This window comes from Microbacterium sp. zg-Y818 (assembly GCF_030246905.1).
In the GTDB taxonomy this organism is placed as follows: domain Bacteria; phylum Actinomycetota; class Actinomycetes; order Actinomycetales; family Microbacteriaceae; genus Microbacterium.
On sequence record NZ_CP126741.1, the window covers coordinates 3,175,777 to 3,189,970 of the forward strand.

Consider the following 14,194-nt stretch of genomic DNA (forward strand, 5'->3'; position numbering starts at 1 on the left):
TGGGGGGATGAGTGTCGCCGTGGACCCATTCCGCGTCGTCTTCGTCTGTACCGGAAACATCTGCCGCTCCCCCATGGCCGACATCGTGTTCCGCTCGTTGACCCGACGGGCAGGACTCGACCACCGCGTCTCGTCGTGGAGCGCAGGCACCGGTGACTGGCACGTGGGCGAGCGCGCCGATGCGCGCACCCTCGGCGCGCTCGCCCGCCAGGGCTATGACGGCGAGCTCCACCGGGCCCGCCAGTTCACCCAGGAGGACTTCGACCGCTCCGACCTCGTCGTGGCGCTGGACCGCAGCCACGAGCGCATCCTGCTGGAGTGGGCCCCGAGCACCGCGGACGCCGACAAGGTGTCGCTGCTGCGAACGTTCGACTCCAGCGCGGGCGACCACCTCGACGTGCCCGACCCCTACTACGGCGGGCCGGAGATGTTCGATGAGGTGCTCGGTATGATCGAGAGCGCGTGCCGGGCCCTCTTCCGGCAACTCGAACCCGCGGTCCGTCAGCCCCGCTGAGCGATCTGTTCCACCGCGCCGGCGATCGGAGTCCCCGTGCCCACGTCCCTGCCCCCCCAGCCGCTGAGCCCCCTCGACGGGCGCTACCGCGCCGCGGTGGCCGGCCTTGCCGACTACCTCTCCGAGGCAGGCCTCAACCGCGCCCGGGTCGAGGTCGAGGTCGAGTGGATCATCGCGCTGACCGACCGCTCGCTCTTCGGCACCACTCCCCTGCAGCCGGGCGACAAAGACGCCCTCCGTGCCCTGTACCGCGACTTCGGCCAGGCCGAGATCGACTGGCTGGCAGACAAAGAGGCCGTGACCCGGCACGATGTGAAAGCCGTCGAGTACCTCGTGCGCGACCGCCTGTCGACACTGGGCCTCGATGCCATCGCCGAGCTGGCGCACTTCGCCTGCACCAGCGAGGACATCAACTCCGCCTCGTACGCGCTCACCGTGCAGCGCGCCGTGGAGCGCGTGTGGCTGCCCAAGCTCCGCTCGGTCATCGACAAGCTCCGGGCGCTGGCGGTGGAGCACAAGGATGCCGCCATGCTCTCGCGCACCCACGGGCAGCCGGCGACTCCCTCCACGATGGGCAAAGAACTCGCCGTCTTCGTCTGGCGGCTGGAGCGGGTCGCCGCGCAGATCGCCGGCGGCGAGTACCTCGCCAAGTTCTCGGGAGCCACCGGCACCTGGTCGGCCCACCTCGCCGCCGACCCCGACGTCGACTGGCCCGAGCTGTCGCGCACCTTCATCGAAGGGCTCGGCATCGGGTTCAACCCCATGACCACGCAGATCGAGTCGCATGACTGGCAGGTCGAGCTCTACGACCGCACCCGGCACGCCGGCGGCATCCTGCACAACCTCGCCACCGACGTGTGGACCTACATCTCGATGGGCTTCTTCGCCCAGATCCCCGTGGCCGGCGCCACCGGATCGTCGACGATGCCGCACAAGATCAACCCGATCCGGTTCGAGAACGCCGAGGCCAACCTCGAGATCGCCGGCGGCCTCTTCGGCACGCTCGCCCAGACCCTCGTGACCTCGCGCCAGCAGCGCGACCTCACCGACTCGACGACGCAGCGCAACATCGGGGTCGCCTTCGGCCACTCGCTGTTGGCGCTGGACAACCTCGAGCGGGGCCTGGGCGAGATCTCGCTGTCGCGCGATGTGCTGCTGGGCGACCTCGACGCCAACTGGGAGGTGCTCGCCGAGGCGATCCAGACCGTCGTGCGCGCCGAGATCGCTGCGGGCCGCTCGCAGATCACCGACCCGTACGCGCTGCTGAAGGACCTCACGCGCGGTCGCCGGGTGGGCGCGGCGGAGCTCGCCGAGTTCGTCGACGGCCTCGACATCGGCGACGCCGCCAAGGAGCGCCTGCGGGCGCTGACCCCGGCCGACTACACCGGGCTCGCCGAGCAGCTGGTCGATACCCTCATCGCCGAGTGAGTATTCGCGGCGCCGAGTGAGTACTCGCGGCGCCGAGCGGGCGCGGTGTCAGCGCTTGTCGTCGGCCTCGGGCGCCGTCCCGGCGTCATCGCGATCGCTGCGGTCGGTGCGCATGACCGGTCCGTCGATCGGCTTGGCCACCTGCGCCGGGTCGACCACGAGGATCAGCAGCGCCAGCCCCACCAGGGTGACGATGAACGAGATGCCCGCGACGATCAGCGCCACGACGACGGCGCGCTGGGTGTCCTCCGGCGGTCCGGCCTGCAGCGCGCCCATCGACAGCAGCGTCACGATGCCGGCGAAAGCGGCGGCAGCGAAGGCGAGGCCCAGCAGCTGTACGGGCTTGAGCAGCTCGCGACGGGTGGGACGGGTGGGTTCGGTCACGACATGCCTCCGGAGTGGGTGACGACCGGGGGTGCGGTATCGGTCTCGGTGCGCCGCGGCGAGAAGCCGGCGATGCCGAGGTACACCCCGATCACCGCCGCGTACGCGCCGAAGATGCCGACGCCGATGACGATGCCGGTGAGGGTGAACCATTGACCGGCTTCGTCGACGAAGTAGTCCAGCTGGTAGCCGGCGGGCACGACCAGCATGCCCAGCCCCAGAAGCAGCGTGACGGCGCCGACGACGATGGCGTCGCGGGCGTCCGAAGCCGCCGGCGACAGCGCGGCGGCGCGGCGGCGGGCGGCGATGCCCGCGGCGAGCTCGGCGGCCCCGGTGGCCAGCGCCCAGACGATGACGAGCACGAAGAACACCGTGGTGGTGCGCAGCCCCGGCGCGCCGCCGATCATGCCGGCGACGAGGGTGAGGATGCCGAGCAGCACCGAGGGCCAGCGCTGGCCGGACGGAAAGACCAGCCATACCGACAGCAGCAGCACGAGGGCGGTCGCGACCGCGAACCCGCTGAAGACCGCCATCCCGACGACCGCGGAGTGGTCGGGCGAGAAGGTGATCATGATGCCCGCGGTCAGCGCGAACAGCGCGCGCGCCAACTGAAGGTGGCGCACGTCGAACGTGCGGGGGGTGGTGTCAGACACGGCGGAACTCGTCAGCTCAAGAGATGGGATGCCTCCAGTCTAGGTCGTCGTCGGCTGGGAGACCCTCGGACGCAAGCCTGTCGCGCCGCGTCGTGGCGCGGGTAACCTGGCCTCCCGTCCTTGCAGAGGTCCCGTGAACATCACCGCCCGGAGGTCCCGACGCGCCGCGCTGGCCGTGCTCGCCGCGCTGGCCGTGCTCGCCGCCGCGGGGCTCGTGACCGCATGCGGTGCCGAACGCACGACGGTGCCGTCGGCAGCACCCGTTCAGACGCCCACCCCCTCGGCGTCGGCGACGGCGGCGCCGAGCCCGCCGTTCGACGTGGCGACCGGCCTCGACGCGCCGTGGTCGCTGGCTCCCGTGGGCTCGTCGGTGCTGGTCAGCGAGCGCGACACCGCCCGCGTGTTCGAGTGGACCGCCGCCGGCGAGCTGCGGGAGCTGGCGGTGATCGACGACGTGGCCCACGGTGGCGAAGGCGGGCTGCTGGGGCTGGCGGCCGCGGACGGCGCGCTCTACGTCTACGCCACGACGGCGGCGGGAAACCGCGTGCAGGCGTTCACCCTGTCGGGAGAGCCCGGCGCGCTCACGCTCGGCTCCCCCCGCACGGTCATCGAGGGCCTCCCGGCGTCGGGCACGCACAACGCCGGGCGCATCGCGTTCGGTCCCGACGGCATGCTGTACGTCCCCGTCGGCGATGCCGGTGACTCGCAGGCCGCGCAGGACGCGACCGCGCTGAACGGCAAGATCCTGCGGCTCACCCCCGACGGCGGCATCCCGCCCGACAACCCCACGCCGGAGTCGCCGGTGTACAGCCTCGGCCACCGCAACGTGCAGGGCCTGGCCTGGGCAGAGGACGGGCGCCTGTTCGCCAGCGAGTTCGGGCAGAACACGTGGGATGAGCTCAACGTCATCGAGCCCGGCGCCAACTACGGCTGGCCGGTCGTGGAAGGCGCGGCATCCGAGCCGGGTTTCGTCGACCCGGTGGCGCAGTGGCCGACGGCGCAGGCGAGCCCCAGCGGCATCGCGATCGTCGACGGCACGGTGCTCATCGCCAACCTGCGCGGAGAGACCCTGCGCGCCGTGCCGACCGATGACCCCGCGGCATCGGTCGATCACTTCGCCGGTGCGTACGGGCGCCTGCGCGACGTGCTGCTCGCTCCCGACGGACGCATCTGGATCGTCACCAACAACACCGACGGGCGCGGCGTCGAACGTGCCGGCGACGATCGCATCGTGTCGGTGGATGCCGGCGACGTCGTCCCCTGATGGCTCAGAAGTCGGCGATCACCAGCTTGTGCATGTCGAGCATGCGGGCGTAGGCGCCCGGCCGCCGCATCAGCTCTCCCATGTTCTCGGGCACGATCTGCCAGCTCAGACCGAAACGGTCGGCGAGCCACCCGCACTGCTCGGCCTCGGGCACCGCCGACAGCGCGCTCCAGAGCCTGTCGATCTCGGCCTGGTCGGGGCAGCTCACCTCGAGCGAGACGCCGCACGTGAAGGAGGAGTCCTGCGGCACGGCGGAGTCCATCGCCGTGAACCACTGCCCCTCCAGCTGGAAGTCGCAGAACATGATCGCCCCGGCGGGGGCGGGGCCGGCCTGCTCGGGGTACTCCGCGATCGTGCCGATGCGCGATCCCTCGAACAGCGACGTGTAGTACTCCACCGCTTCGCGGGCGCGATTCTGGGCGTCTCCGCCGAACATCAGGCTGGGCATGAGGAAGGGCCGGGGCTCGTCTCCGTCTTCGTCGAGGATGAGCTGCCAGCTGACGCCGTAGCGGTCCTGGACCCACCCGTAGCGAGGGCTGTACGGGTACGCGGCCAGCTCCATCATCACCTCGCCCCCGTCGACGAGGCGCTCCCACAGCGCGTCGAGCCGCTCACGCGCGACATTCGCGTCGCCGCCGAAGAGCATGCGGTCGAAGTTGAGCATGAACGACACCGAGGGGTTCGGCCGAAACTCCGGCCCCGCGTTGATGAAGCTCAGCCGGTACCCGTCGATCTCGACGTCGACGGTCAGCTCCGCTCCGGCGAAGTCGCTCTGAAAGCCCGGCAGCCCCTCGTTCGGGTAGCGCGCGGTGACGGTCGACGTCGCGCCGGGGAACGCCGACGTGTAGAACTCCGCGGCCTCCGCGGCGTTGTGGTCGAACCAAAGATTCGGGACGATTCTCTGCACGGAAGACCTCCTCGTCGGGTGCGTCACCGCCCAGCATCCACGCGAGGCCGTGCGCGCGCAAGAAGCCCTTCAGCCGGCCGCGTTCTTCAGCAGCGCGCGCATCTTCTCGTCCACCGCGTCGGTGTAGTCGAGCACGGCGAACGACGTGGCCCAGAACTCCCCGTCGTCGAGCGCGGCGTCCTCGTTGAACCCGATCGTGGCGTACCGGGTGTCGAACTTCGAAGCCGGTTGCAGGAACGTCACCACCTTGCCGTCCTTGGCGTACGAGGGGAAGCCGTACCAGGTCTTCGGATCCAGGTGCGGCGCGGTCTCGGTGACGGCGGTGTGGAATCGCTCGGCGATGGTGCGGTCGGGCTCGGGGAGCGCGGCGATGGCGTCGAGGCAGGCCTGCGCCTCTCTCTGCTTCTTCGCGCTGCCCTTGCCGTTCTTGGCCTGGGTCTTGAGTTCGGCGGCGCGCTGCTTCATCGCGGCGCGCTCGGCCGCGCTGAAGCCGGATTCACCGGTGCGGGTGTCGGTCATGATCAGCCTTTCTGGTTCTGCTGAATGCGGATGAGATTGCCGGCCGGATCGCGGAAGGCGGCGTCGCGCACGCCGTAGTCCTGGTCGACGGGTTCCTGCACGACGTCGGCGCCGGCCGCGGCGACCGCGGCGAAGGCGGTGTCGAGGTCGTCGGTGGCGAGGTTCACGCCGAAGTAGCTGCCCTTGGCGATGATCTCGAGCAGCACCTCGCGTTCGTCATCGGTCAGGTCGCTCCCCACGCCGGGCGGATGCAGCACGATCGCGGTGTCGGGCTGGCCCACCGGGCCGACCGTGATCCACCGCATGTCCTCATACCCCACGTCGAGCCGCACCTCGAACCCGAGCACGTCGCGGTAGAACGCGACGGATGCCTCGGCGTCGGTGTGCGGCAGGAAGCTCGATTGAATCGTGATGTCCATGACCGTCACGGTACGAGTGCGGAGGCGTCCTGCGCTTCTTGATTCCTGACCGGTCTGGTGAGGCGCTTGGCGATGCACGGCAGCATGCCGGCGCGAAACGGTGCCCCCTGCTCTCGGTAGACGCTGGGCGGCACTCCGACCAGCTCGGTGAACCGGGTGCTGAACGTGCCCAGCGAAGATGAGCCGACGGCGAAGCACACCTCGGTGACGCTGAGGTCGCCTCGGCGCAGCAGGGTCATGGCCCGCTCGATGCGCCGGGTCATGAGGTAGGCGTACGGCGACTCCCCGTAGGCGAGCTTGAACTGCCGGCTCAGATGGCCGGCCGACATATGCACGTCGCGGGCGAGGGATGCCACATCCAGCGGCTGCGCGTACTCGCGGTCCATGCGGTCACGCACGCGGCGCAGCAGCACAAGCGTCTGCAGATCCTGGGGCGTGCGTTCGGCCACGGTGAGATGGTCGCACAGCCGGCTGCGTCGTCGCCAGGGTCGCGAGCCGTGGTCGGCTCAGCTCGCGCGGTCGCGCCGGCGTCTCGGGCGCTGGGTCACGCGCCGACGCAGCCGCTGCGCGCGGGTGGCCGGCGCCACCACCGGCACCGGCTGGGTCACGACGGCGTCAACGGCCATCGATCCGTCGACGGGGCCGATCACGGCGATCGGCGTCGTGGGGGTCACCGTGTCGGGCAGCACCGGCATGCCGGCCAGGCGCCGGTGCTCGCGGATGTAGGCCGGCACGAGCAGCACGACCGCCCCGAACCAGGCCAGCGGGTTGCTCCAGGCGACGCCGGCGAAGCCGATGAGCCCGCCCAGCACGACGGCGGCGACGACGCGCATCACCAGCTCGATCACGCCGGTGACGGTGGGGATGAGGGCGTGCCCGAGGCCCTGCAGGGCGCCGCGGACGACGAAGAGCACGCCCAGCAGGCTGTAGCTGACGCCATTGATGACGAGCATGAGGGCGGCAAGGCCCACGACGGCATCCGCGCCTTCCCCGACGAACAGGCGCACCACGCCGCTGCCGAACACGACGAGCAGCGCACCGACGACGACCGAGGCCGCGATCGACATCCACACCGCCTGCACGACGCCGCGGCGGATGCGGTCGGGGCGCCGCGCGCCGAAGTTCTGCGCGACGTACATCGAGACCGCGAGCCCCAGCGACTGCAGCAGCGCCACGGCGAGGGAGTCCACGCGCGACGCGGTGGTGTACGCCGCGACCGCGTCGGCGCCGAGCTCGTTCAGGCGCACCTGCACCGCAAGGGCGCCGATGGCGATGATCGATGCCTGGAATCCCATGGGAAGGCCCAGCCGCAGGTGATCGGCGATGTCCTCCCACGACACGCGCCAGTCGCTGCGCCGCATCTGCAGGGCGGGGACGCGGCCGCGCACGAACTCCACGCACAGCACCACCGACAGGCCCTGGGCGACAACCGTCGCGAGCGCCGCACCGCCGACTCCCCAGGCGAGGGGTCCGACCATCAGCACGACGAGGCCGACGTTGAGCACGCAGGCGATGGTGAGGAAGATCAGCGGCGTGCGCGAGTCGCCGATGGCGCGGATGATCGCCGAGAGGTAGTTGAAGAAGAGCATGGCGCCGGATCCGAGGAAGCTCACCTGGGCGAAGACGGTCGCCTGCGGCATGAGCTCGGCCGGCGTGCGCAGCAGCAGCAGCATCGGCTCCGACAGCAGCGGACCGGCGATCGTCAGCAGCACGGTCGCGATGCCGGTGAGCATGGTGCCGGCCGCGACGGAACGGCGCACGCCCGCCGCGTCGCGCGCCCCGAACGCCTGAGCGGTGGGAATGGCGAAACCGGTGGTGAGACCCCACACGAACCCGAGGAGGAAGAAGAAGAGGCTTCCGGTCGCCCCTACGGCGGCGAGCGCCTCGACCCCCAGCCACCGGCCGACGACCACGGCGTCGGCGAACTGGTACATCTGCTGCACGATGTTGCCGAGCAGCAACGGCACGGAGAAGAGGAGGATGACGCGCCAAGGGCTGCCGGTGGTCAGGGACGTGGACATGCAGGACTTCCGGGGAATCGGGGGGCGGTGACGCCGGAGCGGGGGAAAGCAACGGGCCATCATATCGCCGGATTCGAATCGATTCGAATCGCGGTCGGCGCGGCATCCCCTCGCCGCCATCCGTGCCACACCCCAGCCCCGGGGTCTATCGTGAGCGGCGCCGAGCACACAGCCCGGGCGACACCAAAGAACGAACGCAACGAAGGAGACGCGCATGCGCGCAGTGATCATGCAGGCCGCAGGAGACGTGCGCGTCGAGGACCGGGATGACCCCGTGATCGTCGAGCCCACGGACGCCATCATCAAGCTCGCGGCCAGCTGCATCTGCGGCTCGGACCTCTGGCCGTACCGCGGGGCCGACAAGGTGAACCACACCCCCATGGGCCACGAGTACGTCGGCGTCGTGACCGAGATCGGCGACGACGTGCGCACCGTGAAAGTCGGCGACTTCGTCGTCGGATCGTTCTTCGCCTCGGACAACACCTGCGAGATCTGCCGTGCCGGCTATCAGTCGCGCTGCGTGCACGCCGTGCCGATGGGCCGCATCGGCACGCAGGCCCAATACGCGCGCATCCCGCTGGCCGACGGCACTCTCGTCGCGACTCCCGGCCAGCCCGATGCCGACCTGATCCCCTCGCTGCTGGCGGCATCCGATGTGCTCGGCACCGGCTGGTTCGCCGCCGTCGCGGCAGAAGCCAGTCCTGGAAAGACGGTGGCGGTCGTGGGCGACGGCGCCGTAGGGCTCATGGGGATCCTGGCCGCGCGCGAGCTCGGCGCCGAGCGCATCATCGCGATGAGCCGCCACGCCGACCGCCAGGCGCTCGCACGGGAGTTCGGCGCGACCGACATCGTCGAGGAACGCGGCGACGCGGGCGTCGCCCGCATCAAGGAGCTCACCGACGGGCTGGGAGCGCACTCGGTGATCGAGGCGGTCGGCACCCACGAGTCCATGCTGCAGGCGCTGCGCTCCACGCGACCCGGCGGCCACATCGGGTTCGTCGGGGTATCGCACGACGTGGAGCTTCCCGGCCGGGAGCTCTTCTTCTCCCTTGTGCACCTGCACGGCGGACCGGCGCCGGTGCGGCGCTTCCTGCCCGAGCTGATCCAGCGCATCTGGGACCGCGAGATCGATCCGGGCAAGGTCTTCGACCTGGCGCTCCCCCTCGAGGATGCCGCAGCGGGCTACCGCGCCATGGACGAGCGCCGGGCCATCAAGGTGATGCTCACGGTGTGACCGTCAGCTGATCTTCCGGCGGTAGATGCGCAGCGCCAGCACGACCGCCGCCAGCAGAATGCCGAGACACCACGCCAGCGCGATCCAGATCTCGGTGCCCACCGGCTGCCCCTGCAAGAGCGCACGCACGGTGTTCACGATCGAGGTGACCGGCTGGTTGTCCGCGAACCATCGGACCGGTGCGGGCATGGTGTCGGTGGGCACGAAGGCCGAGCTGATGAACGGCAGGAAGATCAGCGGATACGAGAACGCGCTGGCTCCGTCCACGGTCTTCGCCGTCAGCCCGGCGATGACCGCGAGCCACGTCAGCGCCAGTGTGAACAACACGAGGATGCCGGCGACGGCCAGCCAGGCGAGCGCACTTGCGCTGCTGCGGAACCCGATGACCAGCGCGACCGCGATGACGATCGCCACCGCGGCCAGGTTGGCGACGAGCGACGTCAGCACGTGCGCCCACAGCACGCCCGAGCGGGCGATGAGCATCGACTGGAATCTCTCGAAGACGCCGCTCTGCATGTCGAGGAACAGCCGGTAGGCCGTGTACGCGACGCCCGAGGCGACCGTGATCAGCAGGATCCCGGGCAGCATGTAGTCCACGTATGCCGCCGACCCGGTGTCGATCGCGCCGCCCAGCACGAACACGAAGAGCAGCATCAGCGCGATGGGCGTGACCGCTGTCGTGACGATGGTGTCGGGGCTGCGCAGGATGTGGCGCAGGGAGCGGCCCAGCAGCACGCCGGTGTCGCGGAAGAAGTGGGCGCCCGCGCCGGCTGTGCCGGCGGGGACGCGTGCGGTGATGGTCACGACGGCTTCTCCTCAGTGGACGGGGCGGTTCCGCCCCGGTCCGACGGGTCGCCGATGACGGCGAGGAAGATCTCCTCGAGGCTCGGCTGCTTCTCGATGTACTCGGCCTTCGCCGGCGGCAGCAGACGCTTGAGCTCAGCCAACGTCCCTGCGGCGATGATGCGCCCCTCGTGCAGGATCGCGATGCGATCGGCGAGGTGCTCGGCCTCTTCGAGGTACTGCGTGGTCAGCAGCACCGTGGTGCCGGCGGCGGCGAGTTCCCGCACGGCATCCCAGACGGCCAGACGCGCCTGCGGGTCCAGGCCCGTGGTGGGCTCATCGAGGAAGATCACCGACGGCTGGCCGATGAGGCTCATCGCGATGTCGAGGCGACGGCGCATGCCTCCCGAATACGTGGCCACTCGCCGATCGGCGGCTTCGGCGAGACCGAATCGGTGCAGCAGATCATCGGCGATCTCACCGGGGAGGTGCTGGTGACGCAGACGCGCCACCAGCACGAGATTCTCCCGCCCGGTGAGCACCTCGTCGACGGCGGCGAACTGGCCGGTGAGGCTGATCGACTCGCGGACACGGGCGGGCGCGGCGGCGACGTCGAAGCCGTTCACCGTGACGCTGCCGGCATCCGCCCGCAGGAGCGTCGACAGGATGCGCACCGCCGTGGTCTTTCCGGCGCCATTGGCTCCGAGAAGGGCGAAGATGCTGCCGCGGTCGACGGCGAAGTCGACCCCGCGCAGCACGGGGAGGTCCCGGTAGGACTTCTCCAGACCGACCACCTCGATGGCCGGCGCAGATGTGATCATCAGCCCGCCTCGTTCCCGTCCTGTCGACGCGCGGCATCGTCGATCGCCTGCGTGAGGCGAGCGCGTTCCTTGTCGACCCATCGCTCCCCGCCATAGGCCTGCACGAAGGTGTCGGCGAAGTCGACCGGGTCATCCCCGACGATCCCGCGCACGGAGGTGCCATCGGCGACCGCCTGCTCCCAGAGGTCGGCGAGGTCGGCGAACATCCTCACCATCGTGTCGCCGTCGGTGATCCCCCCGCACGCCAAGAGGTACCGGTGCACGGCCTGCGCAGCGGTGGCATAGGGCTCGGGAAGAGCTTTGGTGCGCGCCACGTCCTGGCGATACTGCTTCTTCTGCTCGAGCGGCCCCGTGAGGTACTCGATCCACTTGTGTGCCACGTCAATCCTCTCCTCGGTCCTGCTCAGGGGTGGGGCGAAGCTGGTCCAGTCGACTCGACAGAAAGCTCCAGGTCCGCCAGAACTCCGCGAGGTACTCGCGGCCTCGCGCGTTGAGCGTGTAGACCTTGCGCGGCGGACCCTTCTCGGAGGGCACCTTCGCCACGTCGACCAGCCCGCGCTGCTCGATGCGCACCAGCAGGGCGTACACCGTGCCCTCGGCGATGTCGCTGAACCCGCGATCACGCAGCGACGCGGTGATCTCGTATCCATAGGCGGGGCGCTCAGCCAGGATCGCCAGCACGATGCCCTCCAGGATGCCTTTGAGCATCTCGGTCGCCTGCTTGCCCATCGGACTCCTCATCACTACTCAATATTGCTGACTACCGGTACATAGTAACGCTTGGTACTGACGGCGCAACCCCTGGCATCCAAGAAACCCGGAGACCCCTTGTTTATGGTCAGACCACATGGAATGATTGTCATAGGAAATCCCAAGGAAGGGCACAGACCATGGAACGCACAGCCGTCATCACCGGTTCCGCCAGCGGAATCGGACGGGCCGCCGCCGAACTCCTCGCTGAGCGCGGCTACCGCGTGATCGGCGTGGACATCGCCGGGGCGGACATCAACGTCGACCTCACGACCCCCGAGGGTCGGGAGACTCTCGTGACCGAGGTCACCGAGCGCTCCGGCGGCACCGTCGACGTCGTCATCGCCAACGCCGGACTGTCGTCGCCGACCGTTGCCACCGCAGCGGTGAACTTCTTCGGCGCCGTGGCGACCCTCGCCGGGCTCCGGCCGCTGCTGGCAGCCTCGCCCGCCCCGCGCGCGGTCGCGACCACCTCGATGGCGGCGCTGTTCCCGCCGGACGAGACGCTGCTGCAGGCGTTCCTCGCCGAGGACGAGCCGGCCGCCCTCGCGCGTGCCGCCGAGCTCGCCGATGACCCCGCCCAGGCCAACCTCATCTACGGCACCTCGAAGCAGGCGCTCGCCCGCTGGCTGCGGCGCGTCGCGCCCACTCCCGAATGGGCGGGCGCAGGCATCGCCCTCAACGCGGTGGCCCCCGGCGTCGTCGCGACACCGATGACGTTCGACCTGACCGGTACCGAAGAGGCCAAGGCGGCGCTGCTGCAGCGCGTGCCGATGCCCCTCAACGGCATCTTCGATCCGGGCGACGTCGCCGCCCTCATGGCCTGGCTCGTCAGCGAGGAGAACGCGCACCTGTGCGGTCAGGTGATCTACATCGACGGCGGGTCGGATGCCGTGATCCGAGGCGACTCCACCTGGTGACCTGAGCGCCCATGCGGGGCCCGGATACGCTGTCGGAAGACGACAGAAGGGTCCCGCATGACCGCTCCTTCCGACCCCACCGACCCTGTCCGCGGCGCGACCGTGCTGATCACGGGCGGGGCCCGCGGCATGGGCGAGCTCTTCGCGCGGCGCGCCGTCGCCGGAGGAGCGCGCGCCGTCGCCCTCTGGGACGTCGATGAAGAGGCGGCGAGCGCTCTGGCCGTGCGCCTGCGCACCTCGGGCGTCGACGTGCGCGCCTACCGCGTGGATGTCTCCCAGCAGGAAGAGATCGTCGCGGGCCTCGCCCGCACGCGCGAAGAGCTCGGCGAGCCCGACATCCTCGTGAACAATGCCGGCATCGTGCGCGCCGGGGTGTTCTGGGACAACGACCCCCACCGCGACATCGAGCTCACCATGCGGGTGAACACCCACGCGGCGATGTGGCTGACCCGCGAGGTGCTGCCGGCGATGATCGGCGACACCGGCCGCCCCAAGCGCATCCTCAACATCGCCTCGGCCGCGGGCACCCTCTCGAACCCCAACATGGCCGTATACGCGGCATCCAAGTGGGCGATGATCGGCTGGAGCGACTCGGTGCGCCTCGAGCTGCGCGCGCGAGGCCACCGCCACATCGGCGTGACGACCTTTTGCCCCAGCTACATCTCCACCGGCATGTTCGCCGGCGCACGCGGCCCCCTGCTGACGCCGATCATGACACCGCAGCAGGCCACCCGCGCCGCGTGGCGCGGCATGGTGCGCGGCACCCCGATGGTGCTGCGCCCGTGGACGGTCAAGCTCGCCATGGCGCTGCGCGGCGTGCTTCCGACCCCCGTCTGGGACGTCGTGGCCGACAAGGTCTTCAAGGTGTACTCCTCGATGGACCACTTCACCGGCCGCACCGACTCGTAGCAGCACCCCTCCAGGAGCAGCCGTGAAAGCCGACCTGAAGAAGCAGATCGAGACCTACACCGCGCCTGCAGGCAGGTTCGAGGTGGTCACCGTGCCGCCGCTGCAGTACCTCATGCTCGACGGGCACGGCGATCCGAACACGTCTCAGGCCTACGCCGACGCGCTGGCGACGCTGTATCCCGCCGCCTACAAGCTCAAGTTCTTCAGCAAGTCCACCCTCGACATGGACTACGTCGTCATGCCGCTGGAGGCGCTGTGGTGGGCGCAGGACATGGCGACGTTCACGAGCGCCCGGGACAAATCCCAGTGGGACTGGACCGTGATGAACCTCGTGCCGCACTGGATCACCGACGATCACGTTGCGGACGTCATCGCGATGCTCGAGCAGAAGGGCGATGCTCCGGCACTGGACCGCCTGCGGCTCGAGACCCTCGACGAGGGCCTGGCGGTGCAGACCCTGCACGTCGGCTCGTACGACGACGAGGCCCCGGTGCTCGCGCGCCTGCACGAGGAGTACCTGCCGGCGAACGGCCTGGTGCGCACCGGGAAGCACCACGAGATCTACCTCAACGACCCGCGGCGCACCGAGGCGGCGGCACTGCGGACGATTCTGCGTCAGCCTGTCGCGCGGGTGTGAGCGGAGGAGGCACACGGCGCCGAGCGCAGTG

Annotated in this window: 18 protein-coding genes; 7 read left to right on the forward strand and 11 right to left on the reverse strand. The window is 70.0% G+C overall.

Annotation, left to right across the window (positions count from 1 at the left end; genetic code table 11):
* Positions 1 to 7 precede the first annotated feature (7 nt).
* Positions 8 to 514 carry a low molecular weight protein-tyrosine-phosphatase gene (locus QNO21_RS15065; protein ID WP_257515548.1) on the forward strand — a complete coding sequence of 169 codons (507 nt, stop codon included), beginning with the start codon at positions 8 to 10 and terminating at the stop codon, positions 512 to 514.
* A gap of 36 nt (positions 515 to 550) precedes the next feature.
* Positions 551 to 1,942, forward strand: a complete 1,392-nt coding sequence (gene purB, locus QNO21_RS15070; protein WP_257518607.1) for an adenylosuccinate lyase — start codon at positions 551 to 553, stop codon at positions 1,940 to 1,942.
* A 48-nt stretch (positions 1,943 to 1,990) separates the two neighbouring features.
* On the opposite strand, the gene QNO21_RS15075 is transcribed toward purB, so the two are convergent.
* On the reverse strand, positions 1,991 to 2,326 hold the full coding sequence (locus QNO21_RS15075; protein ID WP_257515550.1) for an amino acid transporter: 336 nt from the start codon (positions 2,324 to 2,326) through the stop codon (positions 1,991 to 1,993).
* Positions 2,323 to 2,979, reverse strand: coding sequence for an acyl-CoA synthetase (locus tag QNO21_RS15080; RefSeq protein ID WP_257515551.1), 657 nt, complete (start codon positions 2,977 to 2,979; stop codon positions 2,323 to 2,325). The genes QNO21_RS15075 and QNO21_RS15080 overlap by 4 nt, the downstream gene beginning before the upstream one ends.
* Before the next feature lie 133 nt (positions 2,980 to 3,112).
* On the opposite strand from QNO21_RS15080, the gene QNO21_RS15085 reads away from it, so the two are divergent.
* Positions 3,113 to 4,243: a PQQ-dependent sugar dehydrogenase gene (locus QNO21_RS15085; protein WP_257518608.1), complete on the forward strand. Its 1,131-nt coding sequence runs from the start codon at positions 3,113 to 3,115 to the stop codon at positions 4,241 to 4,243.
* A 4-nt stretch (positions 4,244 to 4,247) separates the two neighbouring features.
* On the opposite strand, the gene QNO21_RS15090 is transcribed toward QNO21_RS15085, so the two are convergent.
* The 5 genes from QNO21_RS15090 to QNO21_RS15110 form a co-directional block, all read right to left on the reverse strand.
* Positions 4,248 to 5,150, reverse strand: coding sequence for a VOC family protein (locus QNO21_RS15090; RefSeq protein ID WP_257515553.1), 903 nt, complete (start codon positions 5,148 to 5,150; stop codon positions 4,248 to 4,250).
* A gap of 69 nt (positions 5,151 to 5,219) precedes the next feature.
* Complete coding sequence (locus QNO21_RS15095; protein ID WP_257518609.1) at positions 5,220 to 5,669, reverse strand: iron chaperone; 450 nt, start codon at positions 5,667 to 5,669, stop codon at positions 5,220 to 5,222.
* A gap of 2 nt (positions 5,670 to 5,671) precedes the next feature.
* On the reverse strand, positions 5,672 to 6,088 hold the full coding sequence (locus tag QNO21_RS15100; RefSeq protein WP_257515555.1) for a VOC family protein: 417 nt from the start codon (positions 6,086 to 6,088) through the stop codon (positions 5,672 to 5,674).
* A 5-nt stretch (positions 6,089 to 6,093) separates the two neighbouring features.
* On the reverse strand, positions 6,094 to 6,474 hold the full coding sequence (locus QNO21_RS15105) for a helix-turn-helix transcriptional regulator (RefSeq protein ID WP_257515557.1): 381 nt from the start codon (positions 6,472 to 6,474) through the stop codon (positions 6,094 to 6,096).
* Positions 6,475 to 6,594: 120 nt separating this feature from the next.
* A complete protein-coding gene (locus tag QNO21_RS15110) occupies positions 6,595 to 8,109 on the reverse strand; it encodes an MATE family efflux transporter (RefSeq protein WP_257518610.1) in 1,515 nt (504 codons plus the stop codon).
* A 214-nt stretch (positions 8,110 to 8,323) separates the two neighbouring features.
* Between QNO21_RS15110 and QNO21_RS15115 the strand changes: the two genes are divergently transcribed.
* Positions 8,324 to 9,343 (forward strand): zinc-dependent alcohol dehydrogenase family protein, encoded by a 1,020-nt coding sequence (locus QNO21_RS15115; protein ID WP_257518611.1) that lies wholly within the window; start codon positions 8,324 to 8,326, stop codon positions 9,341 to 9,343.
* A 3-nt stretch (positions 9,344 to 9,346) separates the two neighbouring features.
* On the opposite strand, the gene QNO21_RS15120 is transcribed toward QNO21_RS15115, so the two are convergent.
* The 4 genes from QNO21_RS15120 to QNO21_RS15135 are packed head-to-tail and all read right to left on the reverse strand — an operon-like array spanning position 9,347 to position 11,676.
* Positions 9,347 to 10,147 carry an ABC transporter permease gene (locus tag QNO21_RS15120; RefSeq protein ID WP_285178400.1) on the reverse strand — a complete coding sequence of 267 codons (801 nt, stop codon included), beginning with the start codon at positions 10,145 to 10,147 and terminating at the stop codon, positions 9,347 to 9,349.
* Positions 10,144 to 10,947, reverse strand: coding sequence for an ABC transporter ATP-binding protein (locus tag QNO21_RS15125; protein ID WP_257518612.1), 804 nt, complete (start codon positions 10,945 to 10,947; stop codon positions 10,144 to 10,146). The genes QNO21_RS15120 and QNO21_RS15125 overlap by 4 nt, the downstream gene beginning before the upstream one ends.
* Positions 10,947 to 11,327, reverse strand: coding sequence for a DUF1048 domain-containing protein (locus tag QNO21_RS15130; RefSeq protein ID WP_257518613.1), 381 nt, complete (start codon positions 11,325 to 11,327; stop codon positions 10,947 to 10,949). Before QNO21_RS15130 ends, QNO21_RS15125 begins: the two co-directional genes overlap by 1 nt.
* A gap of 1 nt (position 11,328) precedes the next feature.
* Positions 11,329 to 11,676, reverse strand: coding sequence for a PadR family transcriptional regulator (locus QNO21_RS15135; protein WP_257518614.1), 348 nt, complete (start codon positions 11,674 to 11,676; stop codon positions 11,329 to 11,331).
* Between the two features lie 161 nt (positions 11,677 to 11,837).
* Between QNO21_RS15135 and QNO21_RS15140 the strand changes: the two genes are divergently transcribed.
* The 3 genes from QNO21_RS15140 to QNO21_RS15150 are packed head-to-tail and all read left to right on the forward strand — an operon-like array spanning position 11,838 to position 14,163.
* Positions 11,838 to 12,617 carry an SDR family oxidoreductase gene (locus QNO21_RS15140; protein WP_257515020.1) on the forward strand — a complete coding sequence of 260 codons (780 nt, stop codon included), beginning with the start codon at positions 11,838 to 11,840 and terminating at the stop codon, positions 12,615 to 12,617.
* A gap of 57 nt (positions 12,618 to 12,674) precedes the next feature.
* Positions 12,675 to 13,526, forward strand: coding sequence for an SDR family NAD(P)-dependent oxidoreductase (locus QNO21_RS15145; protein ID WP_257518615.1), 852 nt, complete (start codon positions 12,675 to 12,677; stop codon positions 13,524 to 13,526).
* Positions 13,527 to 13,548: 22 nt separating this feature from the next.
* Entirely contained in the window at positions 13,549 to 14,163 is a 615-nt protein-coding gene (locus tag QNO21_RS15150) for a GyrI-like domain-containing protein (RefSeq protein ID WP_257515022.1), read from the forward strand.
* Positions 14,164 to 14,194 lie beyond the last annotated feature (31 nt).